The 23584-nt window shown below is 35.2% G+C and carries 24 protein-coding genes; 9 read left to right on the top strand and 15 right to left on the bottom strand.

The window, feature by feature from the left end:
- Positions 1-297: 297 nt before the first annotated feature.
- The 4 genes from AC07N0_RS09360 to AC07N0_RS09345 all read left to right on the top strand — a co-directional run bounded on the left by AC07N0_RS09360 (position 298) and on the right by AC07N0_RS09345 (position 4631).
- Positions 298-2136 carry a DUF262 domain-containing protein gene (locus AC07N0_RS09360; protein WP_494588966.1) on the top strand — a complete coding sequence of 613 codons (1839 nt, stop codon included), beginning with the start codon at positions 298-300 and terminating at the stop codon, positions 2134-2136.
- A gap of 285 nt (positions 2137-2421) precedes the next feature.
- Entirely contained in the window at positions 2422-3477 is a 1056-nt protein-coding gene (locus AC07N0_RS09355) for a serine hydrolase domain-containing protein (RefSeq protein ID WP_494588965.1), read from the top strand.
- 304 nt (positions 3478-3781) lie between these two features.
- On the top strand, positions 3782-3955 hold the full coding sequence (locus AC07N0_RS09350; protein WP_494588964.1) for a hypothetical protein: 174 nt from the start codon (positions 3782-3784) through the stop codon (positions 3953-3955).
- Positions 3956-4169: 214 nt separating this feature from the next.
- Positions 4170-4631, top strand: coding sequence for a hypothetical protein (locus AC07N0_RS09345; RefSeq protein WP_494588963.1), 462 nt, complete (start codon positions 4170-4172; stop codon positions 4629-4631).
- A 379-nt stretch (positions 4632-5010) separates the two neighbouring features.
- On the opposite strand, the gene frr is transcribed toward AC07N0_RS09345, so the two are convergent.
- The 5 genes from frr to dusB all read right to left on the bottom strand — a co-directional run bounded on the left by frr (position 5011) and on the right by dusB (position 9271).
- Positions 5011-5571, bottom strand: coding sequence for a ribosome recycling factor (gene frr, locus AC07N0_RS09340; RefSeq protein ID WP_494588962.1), 561 nt, complete (start codon positions 5569-5571; stop codon positions 5011-5013).
- Positions 5572-5655: 84 nt separating this feature from the next.
- Positions 5656-6366, bottom strand: coding sequence for a UMP kinase (gene pyrH, locus AC07N0_RS09335; RefSeq protein ID WP_492802464.1), 711 nt, complete (start codon positions 6364-6366; stop codon positions 5656-5658).
- 78 nt (positions 6367-6444) lie between these two features.
- Positions 6445-6942, bottom strand: a complete 498-nt coding sequence (locus tag AC07N0_RS09330; RefSeq protein ID WP_494588961.1) for an acyl-CoA carboxylase biotin carboxyl carrier protein subunit — start codon at positions 6940-6942, stop codon at positions 6445-6447.
- A gap of 6 nt (positions 6943-6948) precedes the next feature.
- Complete coding sequence (locus AC07N0_RS09325; RefSeq protein WP_494588960.1) at positions 6949-7860, bottom strand: DMT family transporter; 912 nt, start codon at positions 7858-7860, stop codon at positions 6949-6951.
- A gap of 412 nt (positions 7861-8272) precedes the next feature.
- The gene (gene dusB / locus AC07N0_RS09320) at positions 8273-9271 is read right to left on the bottom strand and encodes a tRNA dihydrouridine synthase DusB (protein WP_494588959.1); all 999 of its coding nucleotides are present in this window, start codon (positions 9269-9271) and stop codon (positions 8273-8275) included.
- A gap of 124 nt (positions 9272-9395) precedes the next feature.
- Here dusB and AC07N0_RS09315 point away from each other — a divergent pair, with 124 nt between their 5' ends.
- The 5 genes from AC07N0_RS09315 to AC07N0_RS09295 all read left to right on the top strand — a co-directional run bounded on the left by AC07N0_RS09315 (position 9396) and on the right by AC07N0_RS09295 (position 13291).
- Positions 9396-10328 carry a CPBP family intramembrane glutamic endopeptidase gene (locus AC07N0_RS09315; RefSeq protein WP_494588958.1) on the top strand — a complete coding sequence of 311 codons (933 nt, stop codon included), beginning with the start codon at positions 9396-9398 and terminating at the stop codon, positions 10326-10328.
- Between the two features lie 38 nt (positions 10329-10366).
- The gene (locus tag AC07N0_RS09310) at positions 10367-10594 is read left to right on the top strand and encodes a putative signal transducing protein (protein WP_309912103.1); all 228 of its coding nucleotides are present in this window, start codon (positions 10367-10369) and stop codon (positions 10592-10594) included.
- A gap of 23 nt (positions 10595-10617) precedes the next feature.
- Positions 10618-11454: a phosphatidate cytidylyltransferase gene (locus tag AC07N0_RS09305; RefSeq protein ID WP_492802455.1), complete on the top strand. Its 837-nt coding sequence runs from the start codon at positions 10618-10620 to the stop codon at positions 11452-11454.
- A 123-nt stretch (positions 11455-11577) separates the two neighbouring features.
- Positions 11578-12303, top strand: a complete 726-nt coding sequence (locus AC07N0_RS09300; RefSeq protein ID WP_492802454.1) for a carboxypeptidase-like regulatory domain-containing protein — start codon at positions 11578-11580, stop codon at positions 12301-12303.
- 253 nt (positions 12304-12556) lie between these two features.
- On the top strand, positions 12557-13291 hold the full coding sequence (locus AC07N0_RS09295) for an acyl-[acyl-carrier-protein] thioesterase (protein ID WP_494588957.1): 735 nt from the start codon (positions 12557-12559) through the stop codon (positions 13289-13291).
- 17 nt (positions 13292-13308) lie between these two features.
- On the opposite strand, the gene AC07N0_RS09290 is transcribed toward AC07N0_RS09295, so the two are convergent.
- The 10 genes from AC07N0_RS09290 to AC07N0_RS09245 form a co-directional block, all read right to left on the bottom strand.
- Entirely contained in the window at positions 13309-13818 is a 510-nt protein-coding gene (locus AC07N0_RS09290; RefSeq protein WP_494588956.1) for a HEAT-like fold family protein, read from the bottom strand.
- A gap of 3 nt (positions 13819-13821) precedes the next feature.
- On the bottom strand, positions 13822-15720 hold the full coding sequence (locus AC07N0_RS09285; protein WP_494588955.1) for an OmpA family protein: 1899 nt from the start codon (positions 15718-15720) through the stop codon (positions 13822-13824).
- Positions 15721-15808: 88 nt separating this feature from the next.
- Positions 15809-16450 (bottom strand): 7-carboxy-7-deazaguanine synthase QueE, encoded by a 642-nt coding sequence (locus AC07N0_RS09280; protein ID WP_494588954.1) that lies wholly within the window; start codon positions 16448-16450, stop codon positions 15809-15811.
- A 177-nt stretch (positions 16451-16627) separates the two neighbouring features.
- Complete coding sequence (locus AC07N0_RS09275) at positions 16628-17086, bottom strand: SRPBCC domain-containing protein (protein ID WP_494588953.1); 459 nt, start codon at positions 17084-17086, stop codon at positions 16628-16630.
- Positions 17087-17469: 383 nt separating this feature from the next.
- Positions 17470-17949: a group II truncated hemoglobin gene (locus tag AC07N0_RS09270; RefSeq protein WP_492802445.1), complete on the bottom strand. Its 480-nt coding sequence runs from the start codon at positions 17947-17949 to the stop codon at positions 17470-17472.
- 180 nt (positions 17950-18129) lie between these two features.
- On the bottom strand, positions 18130-18567 hold the full coding sequence (locus AC07N0_RS09265; RefSeq protein WP_494588952.1) for a VOC family protein: 438 nt from the start codon (positions 18565-18567) through the stop codon (positions 18130-18132).
- 182 nt (positions 18568-18749) lie between these two features.
- Positions 18750-19586, bottom strand: a complete 837-nt coding sequence (locus AC07N0_RS09260) for an alpha/beta hydrolase (RefSeq protein ID WP_494588951.1) — start codon at positions 19584-19586, stop codon at positions 18750-18752.
- Positions 19587-19704: 118 nt separating this feature from the next.
- The gene (locus AC07N0_RS09255) at positions 19705-20499 is read right to left on the bottom strand and encodes a Type 1 glutamine amidotransferase-like domain-containing protein (protein WP_494588950.1); all 795 of its coding nucleotides are present in this window, start codon (positions 20497-20499) and stop codon (positions 19705-19707) included.
- A gap of 293 nt (positions 20500-20792) precedes the next feature.
- On the bottom strand, positions 20793-21788 hold the full coding sequence (locus tag AC07N0_RS09250; RefSeq protein ID WP_494588949.1) for a hypothetical protein: 996 nt from the start codon (positions 21786-21788) through the stop codon (positions 20793-20795).
- Between the two features lie 202 nt (positions 21789-21990).
- Positions 21991-23529, bottom strand: a complete 1539-nt coding sequence (locus AC07N0_RS09245) for an RtcB family protein (RefSeq protein ID WP_494588948.1) — start codon at positions 23527-23529, stop codon at positions 21991-21993.
- Between the last annotated feature and the right edge of the window lie 55 nt (positions 23530-23584).

The following is a 23584-nucleotide window of genomic DNA, read 5'->3' as shown; positions in this document are numbered from 1 at the left end:
ATTTCATTAAATGAAGTACTCATATTCTACTTCTACCTAGAAGAGATACTTTCTAGGAATACTTTGACATCGTTTTTGTATTTCGTATTGTTAAAAACACAAACAATACAAAATTACCCAAACAACAAGTATAATTAACAGGAAACAACTCACGTATAAAGTATAAAAAATAATAATTTGTTTATTTGTATCAATTACTTATTTTTAGAAATAACGCAAAATGCATATAATTACGATTTGGGCGTAATGTGGTGTGACAACTTTCAAAAGCAAAATTAAAAAAGATTAATAGATTTTATGGACGTACAACCAGACAAACAAAACATTGACAAACTTTTCTCAAACACGACTTACTACATTGACTTTTACCAAAGACAATACAAGTGGACAGGTGAACCTGTAAAGCGTTTGCTTGATGATGTATTTTACAAGTTCAATGAGGAATACAAAAAGTTTAAAGACTTGAGTTTACCATTAGACCAGATTATCAGCAAATATTCATGGTACTACTTGAATACATATGTAACTAATAATGTTGATGGAAAACTTTACATAGTGGACGGACAACAGCGTTTAACAACTTTGACTTTAATACTTATTAAACTAAAGCATCTTGCAAAACATTTCAATTCACAGTTAGAAGGTTGGGTTGGAAATAAAATCGTTGGGCTTTCAGGTTATAAAACGGATTTTTGGATGAATCATGAAGCACACAAACTTTCTATGAAGGGTTTGTTTGACGGAACACCATCTGACAAAATTGATACATCAACAGGATTAACAGCCGAAAATATGGTGAGCAATTATTCCGTAGTTTCATCAAGGCTTGACTATGAACTTTCAGATAACACAAGATTAGAAAGTTTCATTTTTTATTTCATGCACCGACTTGTTTTAATAAATCTGAATGTTGAACAGACAGATGTTCCAATGGTTTTTGAAGTAATCAACGACAGAGGTGTTAAGTTAAAACCGTATGAAATTTTGAAAGGAAAACTTCTTGGGCAAATTTCAAAAGAAGAATTAGAAGGACTTAAACTTAATGAACTTTGGGAGGGACAAGTTTCAAAAATTAATGCTTTCAAAGAAGATGAGATTGACCAATTCTTTATTTACTTTTTAAAAGCAAAATTTACAGACTCCATTGGAGAAGGAAGACGATACGACAAAGAGTATCACAGAGCAATTTTTTCCGACAACAAACTTAACCTTGACCACAATGCAACAGAAGTAAAAATATTTTTGCTAAATGATTTCAAATACTATACAAATCTATACTCTAAAATTTATAAGTATTATAAAAACAATTCATTGAATACAGATTTTGTTCACGTTTATTTCAATGGCTTAACTGAAATGGATATGCAATTTCTTCTTATCCTTTCATCTTGTCAATTGAATGACCCCCAAGAAGATGAAAAAATTAAGACCATTGCTTATGAAGTTGATAGATTGTTTTGCCTGCTTCAATTACAAAGGAGTTATAGCAGTAATGCTTTTGCTGTTTCTATTTACAGACTAAGTGCAGTAATTCGCAATAAAGACATTTCAGTTATCCGACCAGCATTTGACAAAACATTGCTTGAGCTTTTAACAGAAACAAGAGGTGTTGAGGCAACTGCTCCTTTATCTTATGGATTCTTTAAGGAAACAGGAATTGAGTTAGACAAACGATTTAAAAGATACTTCTTTGCAAGGATTGAAAAATTTATTGCAGACAACACAAAACTGAATGTTAAACATTCTCTTTATGACCTTGTCCAAAATACAGGAACAGTAAATGGCTTTCACATTGAACATATTCTTGCAGACAATGAAGAAAACCTAAATTTATTTGGAGGTGACGAAGAGAAATTTAAAAGCGAAAGAAACAGACTTGGCGGTTTACTTCTTTTGAAAGGCAAGGACAATATTTCAAGTAACAACGAAACATACAAAAAAAAATTAAAGTCATACGCCAACACTCTTTATTGGAACGAAACTTTACGAGAGGACAGCTACAAATCTAAACTTGACTTTACGGACATGATAAATAAATACATGTTGAATTTCCGACCAATGAATGAATTTGGACAAATGGAATTAGAAGAACGCCACAAACTTCTGTTTGACATGGTTTCACATATTTGGAACTAAAACCATGAGAAAGTACTACAATCAATATGGGGTTTTTTCCGACGTTGTTGGTGGTTGTTCACCAACAATATTTGCGTCAGCAACGCACCGATTAGTAAAACACCCATAATCATAAAAAAGAGTTTTGAATACTGAAATTTAAACTCTTCATACTAAATGGCAAACAAGATATACGAAAAACATTTAGATAATTCGACAATCAATTGAAAAATCATCGTACTCACGACTGAGACTGAGCGAACCCATATCACCCGTTCATTACATTTAATCTCTAAAATACAGTTCATGAAAAGTAAAATGATTACCTTTTTCCTTTTAATTAGTGTAGTATCTTATGGGCAGATAGACAGCACTGATTTAATTGTTCAGAAAATAATGAACGAGCAAAAAATTGTTGGACTTTCCCTTGCAGTGATTAAAAATGGGCAACCCCAAGTGAATAAGGGATATGGTTTAGCAAACGTAGAACACAATGCACCTGTAACAGCTGAAACTGTCATTCGGCTCGGCTCTGTAAGTAAACAGTTTTTTACTACGGCCATTTTGAAATTACAGGAGGAAGGAAAACTAAGCATTGAAGATGATGTTCACAAATTTTTCCCTGATGCTCCTGAAACATGGAGGCCAATACGTTTGAAACACTTGATGTCACATACATCGGGACTAAAAAGAGAAGGCCCTGCTTATAATAATTCAATTATCCAACCCGATCTTGTGATTATCAAATCAGCTTACGCCTTACCGCTTGATTTTCAGACTGGTGAAAAATACCAATATTGTAATCTTGGATATTATATGTTGGCAGAAATCATCAAACAAGTAAGCGGTATGCCTTGGCAGGATTATATACAAGAAAAACTCTTTATTCCTGCTGGCATGAAAAACAGCGGTATGACAGATTTTTATCCTATTATTCCTCATCGTGCCAATGGTTATATGCACAAAAATGGAGTTTTGGTAAATGCTGATGCAATGTATGCAGTAAGACCAAGCGGTGGTTTTCTTTCCACCAGCTCTGATATGATTTTATGGGAGAAGGTGTTGAGAGAAAAAAATAGCATCCTGAAAAAAGAGAATTGGGAACTGTTATGGCAACCTGTTATAAAAACAATAGACGACCCCAACTCAAAAGCATATTATGGCTTTGGGTGGACAATTGATGAATATAAGGGACACGAGGTGATTGAGCATGGTGGTGCTAATGTTGGTTTTCGTTCACATTATGCCCGGTTTGTAAATGACAATTTGACAATCATTATTATGACGAATACAGACGAAGCTAATCCAAAAGCGATTGTCAGAGCTTTATCAGACTACTATTTTAGAAGCCCAAAACCTTAAATATGTAACACAGAAAGAGTCCATGCACGAATGCAAACCTTTTAGCATTAATAGGCTAGCTACGTTAATAAACTGCTAACTATAACGCAGCATAACAACAAAAGGTTTATTTAAACCAATATTTACATTATGGAAAATTACAATTCAAAATAAGCATCAATGCACCTGTGACCAAGGTATATGATTTTATGCTTGGTACTAACAATAAATCAACTTAGTGAAGAATGGACTTCTTTGTTTAACCCGACATCTACCTATGAAGGAAGTTGGGACAAAGGAAATAAAATGCTATTTATTGGAGTAGATGAGAAAGGAGAAAAGGGAGGTATGGTTTAACATTACCAACCAATTTGTATCAATTCAACATTATGGTCTTTTACAAGCTGACAAGGAAATTACAGAAGGACCAGAAGTGGAAAAATGGGCAAACGGATTTGAAAACTACACCTTCGAAGAAAAAATGGGACCACAACCGTAACTGTCGACTTAGATACAGCAGAAGATTTTGTAGATTATATGAACGAGAGCTACCCAAAAGCACTCGATAAGTTGAAAGAACTTTGTGAAAAATAACAATTTAATATTTCATAAATATTCTATGCCATTGCTCGTATTCCAACGAGCAATTTCATTATGATTTCTATTTTATTAAGACCGTTAGTTAGCACCAATAATAAAATCAATACAAACCAATGGGACTTTTAGACTTTATCTTCGGAAAATCGACCAAATTGCAAAATGAATTCTTTGGTACAATGCTATATATAGAAGACAAAAAAGAATCATTTAAAAGTTATTTTGAATGTAGACGACATTTTAATCCTTCTGACAAAATAATAGAAATTGGAATAGATGGAAATCTAACTGGACCGACACAAAAACAAATTGACTTTTTCAAAAGTATTGAAGACAATTATTCAATAATTACAAAAGCAATTTTACCTTTAATCGAAGACGAATTTGGAAATTGGAAAGAGGGTTTTAAAATAGATGACTTTCAAAAAGAATTTGAACCAGTTTATATGCAACTCCCAATATGCGAAAACAAACCAATAGTTTGGACAATTGCTTTTGAATCAGACCACGACAGAAATCATATTTTCACATTAACAATGTCGAACTTTGACGTAAAAAAACTATTAATTGATGGATAAAATTAATAGCATTAAGTTGCGTATGAAGACGCTCGCCTTGGTAAAAACAACCTATCATATCACGATGAGTAATCTACTTCGACATTAAAAATGAGAAATGATTCTTCAATAAAAAATATCTGTGTAGCTAGCCTTAGATGGACAAATACGAGAAACTACCGTTGGCAAAGTTAATTCTTGGAATTGGGGAGACTTTAAAGGTTATAAAGATGGCAAAACCACTGTTGGAGAAATTAGGTTAACAGATGGTAGTATTCAAAATATTCACATTGAAGTTGGTAGAGCATCAATGATTATAAGAAAACACCCATAAATAAAGAGTTTTAAATACTAAAATTTATCATTCAGCATTCAAAACTCTTCACTCAAAACTCAAAACTTACACTGACATAATATCTCTTTCTTTATCAGCAAAAACAGCCTCTACTTTAACAATATAGCTATCTGTGATTTTCTGAATACGTTCTTCGCCAGCTTTTACAGCATCTTCTGAAACGCCTTCATTTTTTAATTTTTTAATAGAACTGTTCGCATCTTGACGAACGTTTCTCACATTAATTTTAGCTGTTTCAATTTCAGCTTTTACTCTTTTTACTAATTCACGACGACGCTCTTCGGTAAGTGGTGGAATATTCAAACGAATAATTTCTCCATCGTTCATCGGTGCTAAACCAATATTTGAATTACGAATTGCTTTTTCGCATTCAGCAATCATTTTCTTTTCAAAAGGTTTTACAACGATTGTACGAGCATCGGGTGTATTGATAGATGCCGCACCTGTTAAAGGGGTCATCATGCCATAATAATCTACTTGAATACCATCTAACATTGAAGGGCTTGCCTTACCAGCACGAATTTTTGAAAGCTCAATCGCTAAGTGCTTTAAAGCTCCATCCATCGTTTCTTTGGCTGCATCAATGTAAAATTCTATTTCTTCCATTGCTTAATATATGATTTCGGATTTTATATGCTGATTACAAGGTTTCGATGTTACTATAAATTCATCATCGGTCAACCCATATCATTAACTAATTAAAGTTCCTACTTCTTCTCCTTTTGCTAAATCTACTAAATTGTTGTTTTTATTCATATCAAATACAATGATAGGAACTTTGTTTTCTTGGCATAACGTAAATGCCGTAGTATCCATGATTTTCAAACCTTTGCTGATAGCTTCTGCAAACGAAAGGTGGGTATAACGCGTAGCAGTAGGGTCTTTTTCAGGGTCGGCAGTATAAACGCCATCTACTCTGGTACCTTTTAATACTACATCCGCTTCAATCTCAATAGCACGTAATGCCGCTGTTGAGTCTGTCGTAAAATATGGGTTTCCTGTTCCTGCTCCGAAAATTACAATACGACCTTTTTCTAAATGGCGCATCGCTCTACGACGGATAAATGGTTCGCAAACAGCATCCATTTTGATAGCGGTTTGTAAACGAGTGTACATCCCGTGTTTTTCTAAAGAACCCTGAATAGCCATACCGTTGATGACAGTGGCAAGCATTCCCATATAATCTCCCTGAACACGATCAATACCTGCTTTGGCAGCTGCTGCGCCACGGAAGATATTTCCTCCGCCAATAACGATGGCAATTTCAACACCTAATTCTTTTACTTTCTTAATTTCAAGAGCGTATTGCTCTAAAATTGATGGGTCAATTACTTCACCATCTGAACTGAGGGCTTCGCCCGATAGCTTGAGAAGAATTCGTTTATACTTCGGTTTGTCCATGATTTAAGGTTTTTTCGGAGGCAAAGATATACTTTTTTTTTATTTGGCGTGGAAAATTGTCGGTTTCACGATGGAGACTTATTCAAATTCAATTAAAACTTGGTTTTTTTCCACATTTTGTTTATTACTCACTTTAATGTTCTTAATAATACCCTCACCCGTAGCTTTCAACACATTTTCCATTTTCATTGCCTCTAAAATCAGCAAAGAATCGCCCTTCTTAATACTATCGCCTATTTGCACTAATAGGGATACGATTAGTCCCGGCATTGGGGCTTTTAAATCGTTAACTTTGGTAGAAGCGGCCTCAGACATACCCAATTGTTCTAATAAAATATCAAAGCGGTCTTTTACATTGACCACATACTGACGATTATTCATTTTAATCAAGAACGATTTTGTTTGATAATCGGCCTCTAATACCTCCGCATTATACGAACGATTGTTGTATAGGATATGAAAATGATTATTCCTGATTTCAACAATATCCCAATCTAGTGGTTGTTCATCAATGGTTGTACCTGTATTATCTGATACAATGTTAAATGTTTGCTGATTTACGGTGGCTTTCAACATGGATGTTTAATTAGATTTGTTCACCAAATATACACCAATAAGGATGATACTCATACCTAAATAATGCTGAAATATTATCGCTTCGCCATCAAGTACCCCCCATAGGATAGCTACAATTGGAATCAGGTAAGTAACAGAGCTTGCTAGTACGGCACTCGTCATTTGAATTAAACGATTAAAAAGTACCATTGCAATGGCAGAGCCCAGAACGCCTAATAACATGGCAAAGATTAAAGCTTGTAGCGCATTAGGCTGTTGTAGTTTAGCCACAAAGTCAGTTGAGAACAACACTCCTGCTGCTACAGGCCCAATAGTCATAAAAATACTTGAGGTGATTAAGAAAGAATCTATGCCTAGCCCCGTCAGGTATTTTTTAGTAATGTTCAGATTAATACCATACAGCAAGGTAGCGGCAATAACGAAAAAGGCATAGCTATTAACATGAAAGCCAGTAGCACCAGCCAATATCAGTAATAAAGCCCCTACAAAACCAAGGACAATGCCGATACCTTGACGCTGAGTGATTTTGTTACTAAAAAAAAGTGCTCCCACAATCAACGTAAACAAAGGCGTAGTAGAATTTAAAGCTCCTGAAACACCGCTATCTAATTTTGACCCTGCAAACGAAAACAAATAAGCAGGAAGAAGATTGCCTAATAAACCTGCCAATAGAAAATAGACTGCTTTGTTAAGAGGAATCTTTTTGATATTGATGACAAAGAAAGGGAGGAAGAAACAAAAAGCTGAAAAAATACGGATTGAACCAACCTGCGCAGGGTCAAAGACGGTCAAGCTTTTTTTAACGAGGATAAACGAACTCCCCCAAATGCCAGCTAAAAGAGCCAATAAGCCCCAAACGAGTAAAGGATTTTGAAGTTTTGTAGGTATTGTTGTTGAAGTAGTAAGGGTTGTTTTCATAAAAAGATTTTAGTCGAAAATTAGGGAAGTTTATTGGGCATTGATTGAATTATTAAAAAAATAGCGAAGTAAATGAAAAGATTTACTTCGCTATTTTTTGGGGCTTTAAGTCTACTGATTACTCACAAGCATATAAATAACTAATAATCAATCTCTTATCCCTAGCGAGGGACTTAAGTCCCTCGCTAGGGATGAGGCCTTCAACGCTTGGTTTTAAAGACTATTTATGTACATTTAAGCTAATTTAATCAATAATAACATTTCCATTTCAACTTTTTAAAAGATGTGGGTAATTGATAGGGTTTTAAGTAGTCTCTGTAAAGCAAATGATGTCGTTGTGTCAATTAAAGCATTTACATTAATACCTTAAAATCGTATCGGCTGATTGCTCATAACTCATCACTTACAACTCTTACCTAACAAGGAGTTCTTCCTCACTATAAAATATGGCTACTTCATTCAGAATACTCAGAATCTCTTCATAATTCATGGAAGTAACTAATCTCATCCTAAAGTCTTTGAAATGCGACAAGCCTTTGAAGTAATTGGCGTAATGTCTTCTCATTTCTACAATACCTGTATGTTCGCCTTTCCAGCGAATACTAAAATCTAGGTGTTGCTTACAAACATTTATTCTATCATTCACCGTTGGTGGAGCCAAATGCTCTCCTGTTTTGAAAAAATGCTTTATTTCATTAAATATCCACGGATATCCAATGGAAGCCCTGCCAATCATGATTCCATCTACACCATAACGATTTCTGTATTCTAAGGCTTTTTCAGGTGAATCTATGTCACCATTTCCAAAAATAGGAATCCTGATTCTTGGGTTTTCTCTAACCTTGGCAATCAATCGCCAGTCTGCATCTCCTTTGTACATTTGTACCCTTGTTCTTCCATGAATAGTCAGGGCTTCGATGCCAATATCTTGCAAACGTTCTGCTACGTCTTCTATATTTCTAGTGGAATCATCCCAACCCAAACGTGTTTTTACAGTAACGGGCAAATGTGTTGATTCTACTACTGCCTTGGTCATCAATACCATTTTTGGAATATCTTGCAATAATGCCGCACCTGCTCCACGACAAGCTACTTGCTTGACAGGGCAACCGTAATTAATGTCTATCAAATCAGGACCAGCTTTAGTGGCTATTTCCCCACAGTTACGCATCGTTTCTATGTCTGAACCAAAAAGCTGAATCCCTATTGGGCGTTCGTATTCAAAAATATCTAATTTCTGAATGGATTTGGCTGCATCACGGATGAGTCCTTCAGAAGAAATAAATTCAGTGTACATCAAATCAGCACCATTGGCTTTACACACTGCACGAAACGGAGGATCGGAAACGTCTTCCATCGGAGCAAGCAATAAAGGAAACTCGCCTAATTCTATGTTTTTAATCTTGACCATTGTTCTTTTTCAATTATTCTTGAATGTTTTTTCACATCCTATTCATGAATATTAATTCAAACTGTGTTTTACTCTGTTTGCTATAATTGTTGACTGCTAATTTTTACGTAAATTTACAACCATTATGACAGAATTCGATACTTTTAACCCACAAACTGACCGTCCGTTTATTGCCAAGCTAATGATTTTAATTGGATTGACATTAATTATGATGTTTGTAGGTTCTACCATAGGGCTTTTTGCCTTTTCATTAGTAACTGGTGCTCCGTTTGAAAAAGCAATCACTTTTCAACAACATCTCAACGACTACCCTAATACTTACCTAGGTATCATGCTACTTCAGGTGTTTTCTACACCACTGCCATTTATTGGTGCATCGTTGATGTATTGGTACGTTTTTGAGAAACAAAGCATTCAATCTTTAAGTTTCCAACCTACTATTTTAAATGTATTGCTCATTACGATGGTATTAGTTATAGGGTTTATGCCTTTTGATGCCTTGATTATAGAACTCAACCAAAAGCTACAATTGCCTGCTTCATTAAAGGGATTAGAAGAGTGGATGGAAAATGCTGAAAAATCAACAGGAGAACTGACCAAATTCCTTACAACCTTTAAAAATCCTGCACAGTTTGTTTTAGCCTTGCTAGTAGTAGCAGTATTGGCAGGCGTAAGCGAGGAGCTATTATTTAGAGGGGTGTTACAAAACTTAGCCTTAAAAGCCTTTAAAAACCATCATGCAGCCATTTGGTTTGCTGCTTTCTGGTTTAGTTTTATTCATTTCCAATTTTATGGCTTTATTCCTAGGATGTTATTAGGTGCTATGTTTGGATATTTGTATTATTGGACCCAAAATCTGTGGCTTTCTATGTTTGCCCATTTTGTGAACAATGGCTTTACTTTATTGATGGCATATTTGTATCAAATGAAAGTAACAAACACGGATATTGAACAAACCAAAACGGTACCCGTAGGAATGGCGTTGATTTCTGGTTTATTTACCGTCATTTTACTTCGTTGGTTCTGGCTTAATAGCATTTATAGAAACGAAGATTGATTACAAAGGATTTTTTTGAACTGATAACAATGCTATTTATGACAGATTGGAAGAAAATTTACGAGTCTACAAATCCATTTAGAGCAGAGCTTGCCAAAGTTTATTTAGAAGATGAACATCAAATAAATACTGTGGTTATCAGTAAAAGAGACAGTTCATATCATTTCGGGCGTTGTGAAGTATATGTTCACTTAAAAGATGCCGTTTTGGCAAAATTCTTATTAGAAAACGAGGGCGGTTTTGAAGAAAGTAAAGAAATTGCATAAACTATTAATAAAAAATAATCAATATGAATGAAAAACTACAAGGAATGTCAAATCTAAAACAAAGGGTAATTGCAGCCGTTGTGGCTGTTCCTTTTTTGATATTTTGCATTGTTTTTAGCGATTGGACTTTCTTTGGGCTTTTTGCTATTATTGCTATTTTAGCACAGCTTGAATTTTATAAATTATTAGGCCTCGATGGCGACGAGCCACTCACCTACTATGGTACCTTTTGTGGTTTCATCTTGGTGTCAGTTACTTTTTTAATCGAAAAGGGGATTATTCACGAAGCTAATTATTATATTCTTTCGCCTTTGATGGCGTTGATATTTTTTATCAAACTTTATAAGGCACAAGACGAAAAACCATTTAAAAATATCGCTTATACTTTTCTCGGTGTTATTTATGTTGCCTTGCCTTTTGCACTTATTATCATTTTAGCATTTTTAAATAGTACAAATTTTAGTTGGCAACGTCCTTTAGGTTGCTTATTTTTGTTATGGGCAAGCGACACTGGTGCATATTTTGCTGGAACAAAATTTGGGAAAACGAAGTTATTTGAAAGAGTATCACCCAAAAAATCATGGGAAGGAAGTGTAGGAGGATTTCTGGCGTCGATGTTGGTTTCTTTTATTCTTTCAAAATACTTTACTGACCTTTTGCCTTGGCAGTGGTTTGGTTGTGGTGCTATTATCGTAGTAGCGGGTACTTATGGAGATTTAGTAGAATCATTATTCAAAAGAAGTATTAAAATAAAAGATTCAGCTTCGACCATTCCAGGGCATGGCGGTTTCTTGGATAGATTCGATGGTTTATTGCTTTCTATTCCGTTTATCATTACTTTTTTAAAGCTATTTACCTAAACTTAGTCTGAATTCTACTAAACTTATCAAACGTTAAAAACTGTTAAAGCCACACAAGATTTTCATTTGAAAGCGTTATATTGAGTAAGTTTACATAAAAATTCATCATCTGAAAGTGAAACGATGTTACTAAGATTTAAATACATATTAATTGTTACTTTACTTATTTGTCTATCTCAATACACAAGCTTTGGACAAGGACAGGATAAAACCGTGATTTTCTCGGGTAGAGTTGTTGCTGACCGTAGTTCTGATTTTTTGCCTAATGCTTATGTTTTCAACCCACAATCTGGGAGAGGTACTTTGACAGACGATTTTGGTAATTTTTCATTGTATGTATATCCTGGCGATAGTGTGGTATTTACTTATGTAGGTTATAAAAAGAAGTATTATATCATTCCTAGAACCAACGAACAAACTCAAGTAGCTACTATTTTCATGACTGAAGAGTCAAGAATGTTGGCGGAAGTGAAAATTTATCCATACGGTACTGAGGATGAATTTAAGAAGGCTTTTCTAGACATGAAGTTAGATAATGAAGCAGGAAGAAGAGCGTTAGCCAAAAACCTTGAACAATCTAAATTGAATGTATTAGCATTAAGAGCAGGCTTGAGCGGAGCAGGGAATTTCAAGAATTTCTCAGACCAAATGACCTACGCCGCAGCCAATAGAAGCTTTGTTCAAAGTCCTTTAATGTCTTTGACTAATCCTTTTGCGTGGGCAAACTTTATCAAGTCTATCAAAAACGGAGATTTAAAAAAGACTGAGTATAAAAAAGCATACGAAGATGCACCTTCTGAGGGGATTTCTAGACAGAAATTCTTGAAAGAACAAAAAACTGGAAATTAAATTTAATGTTATTTTGCTTAGTTACATTTCCAGTAATTTTTACAGCATTTATCAATTAATTATAGAAACTTCCAGAAAAACGGTTTATAGAACTGTTTTCTGGAAGTTTTTTCTTTTTTAAGTAGTGATTGGAGAACGGCCCGCCGTCGCAGTAGCATGTCAAACTACTAGTTATCAGTTGTTTACTACAAAAAAAACCTTGCTTAAATTGTATTGATTACTTTACTTACAACCGAATTAACCACTTTGAAAATTGGAGTTTATTACAGAATCATATCGCATTAGAATCACCGAAGTAGATGCTCACAGCAATCTTACTATTCCTGCATTGAACGGACTTTTCCAAGAAATGGCTTGGCGACATTCAGTAGATGCTAACGTATCAGCCCCCGAACTGACTGCTCAGCATAATATTACTTGGGTATTGTCGCGCTTAAAAATCTGGATTGACAAACTCCCCTCTTATGACGAAACGGTTACTGTAAAAACGTATGTACAAGAAATTGATAAATACTTTTATTACCGTGATTTTAAAGTATATGACGCCAATGGCATAGAGATTATTCGTGCCAATGCACTATTTGGCTTGATTGACATTGCACGTCGCAGAATTACATCTGTACCCGACTGGATGCGTGCCATCACTCCTATTTGCGCTAGCGAAAAACCTGTACAAAAGGTTTCTGGAAAAATTTTGCCCTTAACTTGTGTTGATACTCAAAGGCTATTTGATATTCGTTGGCATGATATTGATTCAAACCAACACGCTAATAACAATCGATATGTTGAATGGCTCATGGAAAGCGTACCTACCAATGTATTAAACGATGGCGTGCTGAAAACCTTTGAGATTATCTTTAAGAATGAGAGTCTCTTTGGCGATAAAATCATTACCCAAAGTCAGCGAGGAACAGAAGGTTTTATACACAAAATGGTTAACCAGAATGGTTTGGAATTGGTTACGGGAGCAACTGTTTGGGAGGTATAAAATAAATAATATACCTCTTATAATACTTTTAAAATCTTATTCGCTCGGTTTTTAAAGGCGGGAGACTGGTAGGGTAATTGTTCTTCTATCAGAAATTTCAATTCCGCTTTTAGTTCAGGATATAGGTTGCTTAAATTAAATAGAATAGTCATAGAGAATACCCTGATAGCAATGGCTTCGTCATGATTACTTAGGTATTTGAAACAAGTATCAACAGCCAATCCATGCAGTTCTTCCGGAATAGTAATATCTTGTAAAACCCTAACAGTATTGCGTTTGATGGCATCGTGTAAATTGTCTTGCTTTAGATTCAATAGCATCTTTTCGATATAGGGCGTAATCAGAAAAGGCCAGCGATGAATGCAATCCGACATGATATTGGCAGCATGTTGATTCTTTCTGCTATCTCCTTCAAAAAAGACTGCCATCAACTCATCAAACCTTTCTGGTTTTCCATCAATCCAGTCTATAATTTTCGTAAATATTTCTCTTGAAAAGCGTTCAGGGATAGCCTCTTTGATATTCATGGTTTACAAAAACTTAATTTCAATTCTTCGATTTAGCTTTCTATTATCAGCAGAAGTATTAGGTAAAAGTGGCTTGTTTTTTCCATAGCCCTCCGCTTTAATTATGGTAGAGTTAATCCCTTTTTGAATAAGATATGTTCTGACGGCATTAGCTCTTTTTTGAGAAAGCACCAAGTTTTCAGTATCTTTTCCAACATCATCAGTATGTCCAGAAACCTCTATGGGTAATTCTTTATTTTCATTCAGCAAAATAATCAGTTTATCCAATTCTACCATCGACTCTGGGTGCAATTCCCATTTGCCCGTATCAAAAAAGATATTGTTTAGGATTTCTTTCGCATTCTTTTGAATAGGTTCAAGCGAGATATTCAGCACCTTATCTGTGCCGATTTGTTGGGATAAATCTACATTAATACTTTTAAAAAAATAGCCTTTTTTATTGACGAAAATAGCATATTCTGTTCCGGCGGTAAGTACAAAAGTATAATTACCCGTTTTATTATCTGAGGTAAATAAGCCCATTTTTTGCTTGTCTTTTAATGATACCAATTCAATATCTGCGGCTAAGGTTTGCTGAGTTTTGGCATCTGACACGATTCCTTTCAAGAAAAAAGTAGGTTTAAACCTAGCTTGCAGACTTTCAGGGAGGGTGATTTCGACAATTTTAGCCCTACGATATTTATTATCTTGATTTTGCTCTAAAGAATAATAGGCTTTTTTACTATCTGATGTAATAAATAAAGCTACTTGGTCTTCATGGGTATTCAATGGAAATCCTAAGTTCTCTGGAATACTCCATTTTGCTCCCTGATTTTCAGAGAAAAATAAATCTAATCCTCCCAAGCCAACATGGCCTTCTGAGGAGAAAAACAACGTTTTGCCATTGGCATGGATAAAGGGAGACAAGTCGTCCTCTATCGTATTGATAGTATTGCCAAGATTCACTGCTTTTGCCCAGTTATTAGTGGAATCTAATTGACTAACCCAAATATCACGTTTGCCAATACTTCCCTTTCTATCAGACACAAAATAAAGCGTGCGTCCATCAGCCGATAAAGATGGTTGAGACTCCCATTCACCAGAATTGATATTAGTACCTAAATTTTGAGGAGGTGACCAATCATCCCCTTGCTTATAAGAAATAAACAAATCGCAACTTCCGTAGCCTTTTCGCCCTCCGCAAGAGGTGAAGACTAAAATCCTTCCATCAGCCGAAATCGACGCTGTACCCTCGTTTTGAAGCGTATTTATTTTATCAGAAATGGATGTAGGAACTGACCAAGTACTGTCTTTGAAAATTGATTGGTACAAATTTTCATCTTTTTCTTCTTGACCAGTAAAAATGAGTGTTTCACGGTCGGCAGAGAGTACTGGAAAATATTGGGATTCAAAACGATTAACTGTTTTGGAAAGTTCTATCGGAGAAATCTTCAAAGGATTTTCAATCGCTTTGATGGCAAACTTACAACTTTCAAGTCGTGCTAAATAACGTTTTTTGTTAGACGGAGAAACAGCAGGAAGTCCTTTTTCAAGATAGACAAAGGCTTTTTGATATTCGCCTTTTTTTAAATACAGCATTCCTACTTGTTGCGAAGCAATTTCACTGACGCTGGTTTTCTCTTGGGCATTGATAGCCTTTTCGTAATGTAAAATAGCATTGCCAAACTGCCTGTTTTGTTCGTACAGTTTGCCTAAATGGAAATAGGGTTCTGCAAACAAATTATCTTTTTCGATGGCTTCTTCAAATTCATTAAAAGCCGTCTCGATATCCCTATTTTGTAATGCATTTAAGCCTTTTTGATAGGCATCAACTGCTTTTTTATTAGTCGAAGAAAGTGTATTCTGACCTTTAGACTGGAAAATACAAGTAATCAAGATAACGAATAACAATATACTTCTCATGTATGGCAAGTTTAATAGCGCAAAAGAATTTGTTTTACAATTTAGTAAGAAACTAGTCAATTGTTATGCGCTATTAACCAAGTACTCACTAAGGAATATCCATAAATTTATGTACTTGTAACGAAATTCTCCATTTCGGATTGTTCTTAATGTATTCAATAATCTGTGGAAGCATTTGTTCCATTCTGCTCCATTCTGGTTGAAGATAAAGCATACATGTTGGAGAAACTAGCGCAGCAAAGCTCTCCGCCCATTCAAAGTCTGATTGATTGAAAATAATTACTTTCAATTCGTGTGCTTTCGGATAAATTTCAGGATTAGGAGCTTTAAATTTTTTAGGAGAAAAACAAATCCAATCCCAAGCGCCCGTTACTTGTTGGCAAACACCTGATGTTTCTATATTAGTTTCAAAACCTGCTTGATGCAAAGCATCAGTCAATTCATCTAAATTGTGCATTAAAGGTTCTCCGCCCGTAATTACCGCCAAACGACCAGCATGAGCGGAGGCTTCTTCAACAATTTGGTTGATACTTAATTTTGGATGAGCATTAATATCCCAAGATTCTTTCACATCGCACCAATGACAACCCACATCGCATCCGCCCAGACGGATAAAATATGCTGCCCTCCCTTGGTGAAACCCTTCGCCCTGAAGCGTATAAAAGGCCTCCATTGTTGGAAGTGGTTGTGTTGGAGAAAGGATTTCTATATCGTTTTGTTGTACTGTCATGACTATAATGTAAAAATATAATCACAAAATTAGCATATTTCTGGCAGTAAATTGTATTTGGAGTTTGAAAGGTGAAAAAGGGGTGAATTTGAAGGTGCTGGATTGATTATAGATTTCTTTACAACTCATGGCATGACTTAGAATTAGAGTCATGCCATGAGTAATAAGTCGTTAATGCTATTTTTCACAAAGTTCCTTCAACTTTTCGAGTGCTTTAGGGTAGGTCTCATTCATATAACCTACAAAATCTTCTGTTGTGTCTAAGTCAACAGTTACGGTTGTAGTTCCATCGTTTTCTTCGAAGGTGTAGTTTTCAAATCCGTTTGCCCATTTTTCCACTTCTGGTCCTTCTGTAATTTCCTTGTCAGCTTGTAAAAGACCATAATGTTGAATTGATACAAATTGGTTGGGAATGTTTTCAGCTATCTTGGAAACCATACCTCCCTTTTCTCCTTTATCATCTACTCCAATAAATAGCATTTTATTTCCTTTGTCCCAACTTCCTTCATAGGTAGATGTCGGGTTAAACGAAGAAGTCCATTCCTCATAAGTTGATTTGTTGTTAATACCAAGCATAAAATCATATATCTTGGTCACAGGAGCATTAATGCTTATTTTGAATTGTAACTTTTCCATAAGATAAATATTGGTTTAAATTAATCTTTCGAGTTGTTATTTTCCGATACTTAGCAGTCGTATAACATAGTCTATAACTAGTCGTAGGCTCTCCTACGATTCAAATTAAAAAGAGCACCTTGCTGTTCCACATCTTTAGACAGACCTATAACATAAATAATGTGCAGTCTCCGACTGCATTCACAGTGTTAGATTCATTCCGAAGGGCAATCTAACGAGAGATAAAAATCCTATTTATCAACTCTTCTACTTATCTTTCTGAATTAGTAGAAAAGCTGTAATTCGTAATATTTCATTCAGTTAAAACTGAATTTATTTTATGTACACGTGAGGCTACCCTTTTGCCACTATAATCTTAGCAAATCGTGGTATTTTGCTTTTATTTAATTATTATTTGGGTTATATGGCCCGCCTGTTTCTCCCCACCCCCATTTAGGCATTGGTTCGCTTGTGTCTAATGGATTATTGGTCAATTGAGAATTGATGACTGCGAGTCTCGTTCCCCATTCAATGTAACCCACGAAAGCAGATCGAAATTCAGGGTCACTTTTTAGTCCAACTTCATCAGCCGTTTGCAACAGAAGTTGAACCCAACGTTGGCGTTTATTTTCTGTAAGCATTTTGCCTATATGTTTTCCAATCATTTCAGCATGGCTTCCACCGTCCTCAGTTGTGTATAATTTGTCTCCACCAAAAACTTCTGCAACAAAATGAGAAACGTGTTTGACATGTTCTGATGACATATTTTTAAAAACTTCGCTGAGTAAGTCGTCCTTTAAAACTTTATCATAAAATTTCGCAAACAAGGTCTCAAAGGTTTCCATATCACCCGCCCATTCATATAAGGTTGGTATATTTTCCATTTCCTATAAATTTTTAGATTGGTATTTTACAATGACTGATAAAGTTTTGCATCAACAAATGTAGTGATTTTCACTACATTTGTTGATGCGGAGTAGTACAACAGCCGATCTTCATTCCTCCTTCCAGCCTTGCAGCAAATCTTTTGTTAGGTTATTAGGCATTCGCTTGTTTTTCTTCAGTTAAATCTGTCCTTTATAATTTGGGTCAAAATCTACCATCCATTCTATTCCATATTTGTCTCTAAACATACCAAAGTATGAACCCCAAGGACTGTCGGCAATAGGCATTTCAATTTGTCCACCTGCTGAAAGTCCGTTAAATAATTTGTCGGCTTCTTCTTTGCTTTCTGCACTGATTGAAATTTTACTTCTGTTTTCATTTTCGTTTGTTCGTCCCATAATTTCGGGGACATCATTAGCCATTAGAACGTTTTTACCAATCGGCAGAGCAATGTGCATTATTTTGTTTGCTTCATTTTCTGGGACTGTAAATTCAGGACTAGCAAGGTCTTTGAAACGCACAATCTTTGCGAATTCTCCACCAAATACTGATTTGTAAAAATTAAATGCTTCTTCGGCATTTCCGTTGAAGTTAATGTGGGGATTGATGAGTGCCATGATTTTTATGTTAAATTCTTTATATACAAACCTAAGCTTTAACACTAAATAAACAAGGTCTAAAAGCGACAAAAAAGAGGTTCTTTGTGCCAATATCTATCACTAGTACTAGGCTGCCCAACTGCCTGTTGGGGCAATTTTTAGTTACCTCTCTTCATTTCATGTTTTTCCAAAGCGTCTTTCTAATCTCGTAAAATAAACCTTAATGCATCAAAGTACGCAACTATTGGTTCTGTCATGTGGGTTTCTTCGGGGTAGTTTTTATACATATATTCTAGTCCTTTCAGTTTTCTATTTGTAATCAAACTATCAAATTTTAATAAATCGGTATGAAAGAAAGTTCCTTCGTTTCCGTCACTGTAAAAAAAACGCTTTTTTAGAGATGACAATTTTGCCAATTTAGCTTCTGTAAGTTTTAGCATATAATTGTTGTCCCACCAAAACGATGGACTTACGGCTATATACGCATTAAACATATCAGGATGTGTGAGCATACAATTTATGGTTGCAATGCCCCCGAAAGAATGCCCCGCCAATATTTTATATGATGTCGTTTTGTAATTTATTTCAATATAAGGCATTAATTCAGTTTCTATAAATTGAAGAAATTGCTCATTACCGCCACTTGGTTTTAGGGTAGTGTCCTCCTTTCCATCGTAAGTCTTTATACTATGAGAAGGGGTAAGGTCTTTTTTTCTGTCAATATTAATAATGCCTACCACTATTATTTGAGGAAATATTTCATAATGGCTTAGGTAATCAATATATGAGGAAAGTATATGAAAATGGTTTTCTCCATCCAATAAATATAACACAGGCAAAGCCTTCTTAGGCTTTGTTGAATCCTGTGCTGGAACATGAATATAGAATTGCCTGTCTTGATTTAATACTTTGGAGTGTAGTGTGTATACTTCATTTGAAATGTGATTGAACAGTTTAACACTTTGAGCTTTTGATTGCAATGAGAAAAGCAATAAAAATAATATCCCGCATTTTATAGCATTAGCATTGATTAACATAGCGTATTTATTTAAAATTAATTTACAATATTTACGTTTGAAATTAAATTCTATAACTAGTCGTATACTCTCCTACAACTCAAATTTAAACTAGTATCCGCATTATCCTGAATTCTTTCTAAGGCCAAGCTGGTGGTAACACAATTTTTTGAAATACAGTTTCTTTAACTTCTCCTCCTGCCAAACTCACAAAATACGCATTACTTTTTTGGTCAAGAGAAACAACCTGTTTGACTTTTTCATTCTCGAAATAGATTCCAGCTTTGTCATCACAAGCATAACCAGCTTTGTATTCACCACTTTTTATCTTAGACATATAAAGTGGCTTTCGTTCGCCTTCTCCGTCATAGTGTGGACTATGACTCCCGCTAATAAGACCTAATCCCTCAACAGTAGTTAATTTGCCAGGACGAGAATCAGTAGTTCCTTGCTCGAACCAACAAAGTGAACCTGCACTACCCCCACCCAACAGAACACCGTTCTCATATGCTTTCCGTAAAGCAATGTCCATACCTTGAGCTTTCCAAATTGCCATCATATTCAGCGTGTTGCCTCCTCCTACTAAAATGGCATCCATACTTGTAAAAATCTCCTCGAAGGATTGCTTTTGATTATATGACGAGATAAATGAGCGTTGAACAAATGGCAATATTGGTAAACCAGCACAAACTTCAAACCATCGCATAACATATCCAGCAGCGTCGCCCGTTGCTGTCGGAAGAAAGCAAACTTTTGGATTGCCCTTCCCTGTCAATGAAGCAACATATTTTATAAATCCTCTATCAAAGTCTCCACCATAAGCGAAAAGTTTTCTCACAGGGGGATTTAGATTTGTCGATTGTTCTTTGAGTAAGGGCAGAGGAAGTGCTGGTACTGCCAATGTTGTTGTTTTTATAAAGTTTCTACGATTCATTTCCAAGTTGTTTTAAAATTCATAAACACTTCCTCATTAGCAAAAATATTTATACTAAAAATACTTATTTTGAAACGTTATAACTAGTCGTAGGCTCTGCTACAACTCAAATTAAAAAGAGCGTCTGTTCGTTCAAGTGAAACTTTTTCTTTCTTCGATAAAACAAAATATATCTTTTTGATATAGAAACATAGCTTTGATAATTTGTGTGTTGTTTAGGCTCGTGTTGAATGCTCATTGTTATTTCGTCTGCCCAACTTGCATAAAACCCACAATGTTAGTTGCTGTTTTTGTCACTTGATGTCATAAAGAATTTTGATTTTGTCAAGTCCCTTTTCACGTTCATCAACAATGTATTTTTGGTCAACTACTTCCCATTTTCCATTTGCGAAAAAAGAATACAACTTCGTTATGTTAAAAGTCATACTTTCAAATGTTCCTCTCAAATTACCTTTTAAATCCATGTCTTTATATTCTTCAGGTCGTGTCTCATTTTTGTCAAGCTGGTTTAATGCTGAGATTACTTGTATTAAAAGAGTTTCTGCTTTCTCTTGTCCCCACGTTGTATTGTCATATGGCAATGACATATTTCTTGCAATAACTTTTTTTGCTTTTATTTTATCAATGACTGTTATGAGATATTTTTTTATTAATTCAATTGTGTAAAGAAGATATTCAGGTTCTTTTATATAAAAATCTCCTTTGATTTTGTTGAACTCAAGTCTGTTGTCATTTAAGATTATTTTATAAAGTTCCTGTTTCTCAATTGAAATAGATTTGTCCTTTACAATGTTAGAATCATTGTGAGCAATACAGTTTCTTATTTTTTGTATTTGAGTAATTTTTTCCCAATCTGATTTTGTATCATCTAAATTAATTTCGGCTACAAATTCTAAATACCGTCTGCTTTTTTCAATATAGTTATTCCCTGCTAAATCTTTTACTTTCACCTTTGAAAATCCTTTACGGCTATCAAGGTCGCAAAGTTTTTTTAACCAATTCTCAAACTGTCCATAAAGAGTTAGCAATAAGGGGTTGTACGTGTAAATGGGAAATACTTTGAAATATTTATGAATGTCTTCTTCAAAGAATGAATGAATGTCATACTCTGGATCTTCTTCAACTTCCTTATTTGCTTCCTCATAATCTTTGTCAAGCTTTTCCTGTTTTGCTTTTAAGTCGCTTGATATCTCTTTAATATATTCTTCAATTTCTTTAAGCTCCATTTCAATGAGATTTTGAAATATTAAGAATTTGGAAGTTCCTTTGAATTGTCTACGTTCTATCATTATTGGGGTCGTTTAAAATAGCAGGTAATGGTGGTATTGACGAATGTTTACGTTTTCGTCGCTAAAATAAGTAATTAGCAAAAATAGGTCAATTTTTATTTTGTGCAATTTATAAGCACCTAAATTTCAGTTGATTGTATTTGTCTTGATAGTACTTCCTTAAAATAAAACGCTTGATAAGAATATCCTACCAAGCGTTTTATTAATCCTCAGCTTTCTCTCTCCCATCTGCCATTCTTACAATTTTAGGAGAAAATCTGGCTAATACATGTACTAATTCTTCCTGCGATGCCATTACTTTATTGATGTCTTTATAAGCTTGTGGAGCTTCATCTAAATCTGCTCCAATCAGTTGTACACCTGCTTTATCAAGGGCTTCTCTTAAATCGCTTTTGGTAATCATGCCCAAAGCTTTGGTACGCGACATTCTTCTTCCTGCACCGTGTGCAGCCGAATTAATGCCTGCATCAATGCCTTTGCCACGAATTACAAACCCTGGCTGTGTCATCGAAGCAGGAATAATCCCTAAGTCGTTAGCTCCTGCTGGCGTTGCTCCTTTTCTATGAACCATCACCTCAGTACCATCTCCTAGTTGTTCCTTCCAAGCAAAATTATGGTGGTTTTCAATTCGTTTTAAAGGCGTTTGATTCATGGCTCTCGCAATTTTATCATGAATTTCATGGTGATTTGCCGAGGCGTAATCTCCTGCTAAATTCATTGCCAACCAATATTCCTGTCCTTCGTCGGTATTCATATCCAACCAAGCCAAATGCTTGGCTTCTTTAGGTAACCGAGTTTTATTCATGGCTATTTTTGAATAATGATTGGCAATATTCCCTCCTAAGCCACGTGAACCAGAATGTGAAAGTAAGGTTAAGTACGAACCTTTAGGCAGATTCATTAAATCATCTTCTGCCAAAATCTCTAAAACTCCCCATTCAACAAAATGATTTCCTGTTCCGGAAGTGCCCAATTGTCGATAGGCTTTATCCTTTAAATCACGGGTGATTTTGATTGCTCCCCACTCCGAACGGTCAAAAAGTGAGTCGTCAAATTTCTTTCCTGATTCAGCCCCCATGCCAAAGAATGTGTTTTCAGTCAATGCTTTTTTTAACAATTTATCTTCTTTTTGAATCATATTGGCTGGCAAATCAAAAATACTCATACACATTCTACAGGCAATATCAACGCCGACTGCATAAGGAATAATGGTGTTGGCAGTTGTCGCCAATACTCCACCAATAGGCAAACCATACCCTTGATGGGCATCAGGCATTAAAGCCCCTGCTACCGAAATAGGTAATTTCATGGCAGTTTGCATTTGGTCTAATGCACCTTGCTCAATTTGAGCAGCACCATAAATTTTATATGCCAATGTTTCTTCCCTCAAATCAATATCTACATTGGCTTGACGACCTATTTTAGTCAATTCAAATTTAGGTTTAGCATTCTCTGCTTCTATTAATGATTTACCGTAATCACTCAATATGATTTCCTGACCTATTTCCTTTAGGTGTTTAGTATATAGTGCTAGGTTGGTCAGCTTATTTTTAGAAAACGAAAATTTCTTGGGTGATTCTATCATTTGGGCAAACATCAATAGCACTTGTGCTTTTGGATATACGCCATGATTGATTAAGCCACTAGCTACTCTTGAAAACTTAGCTAAAGCTTCTTCTGATTGTACGCCCAAGACTTGCAAATCTTCTTGGACAATTGTTTCTTCTGTTAAAATATTCATTGATTGGTAATTTTTAAATAAGTGATTCAAAAGTTTGTAAACAGGTTTGTATCAT

Source organism: Arcicella sp. GW821-FHT09D11 (genome assembly GCF_059416265.1).
This window is presented reverse-complemented; position numbering and strand designations above follow the sequence as displayed.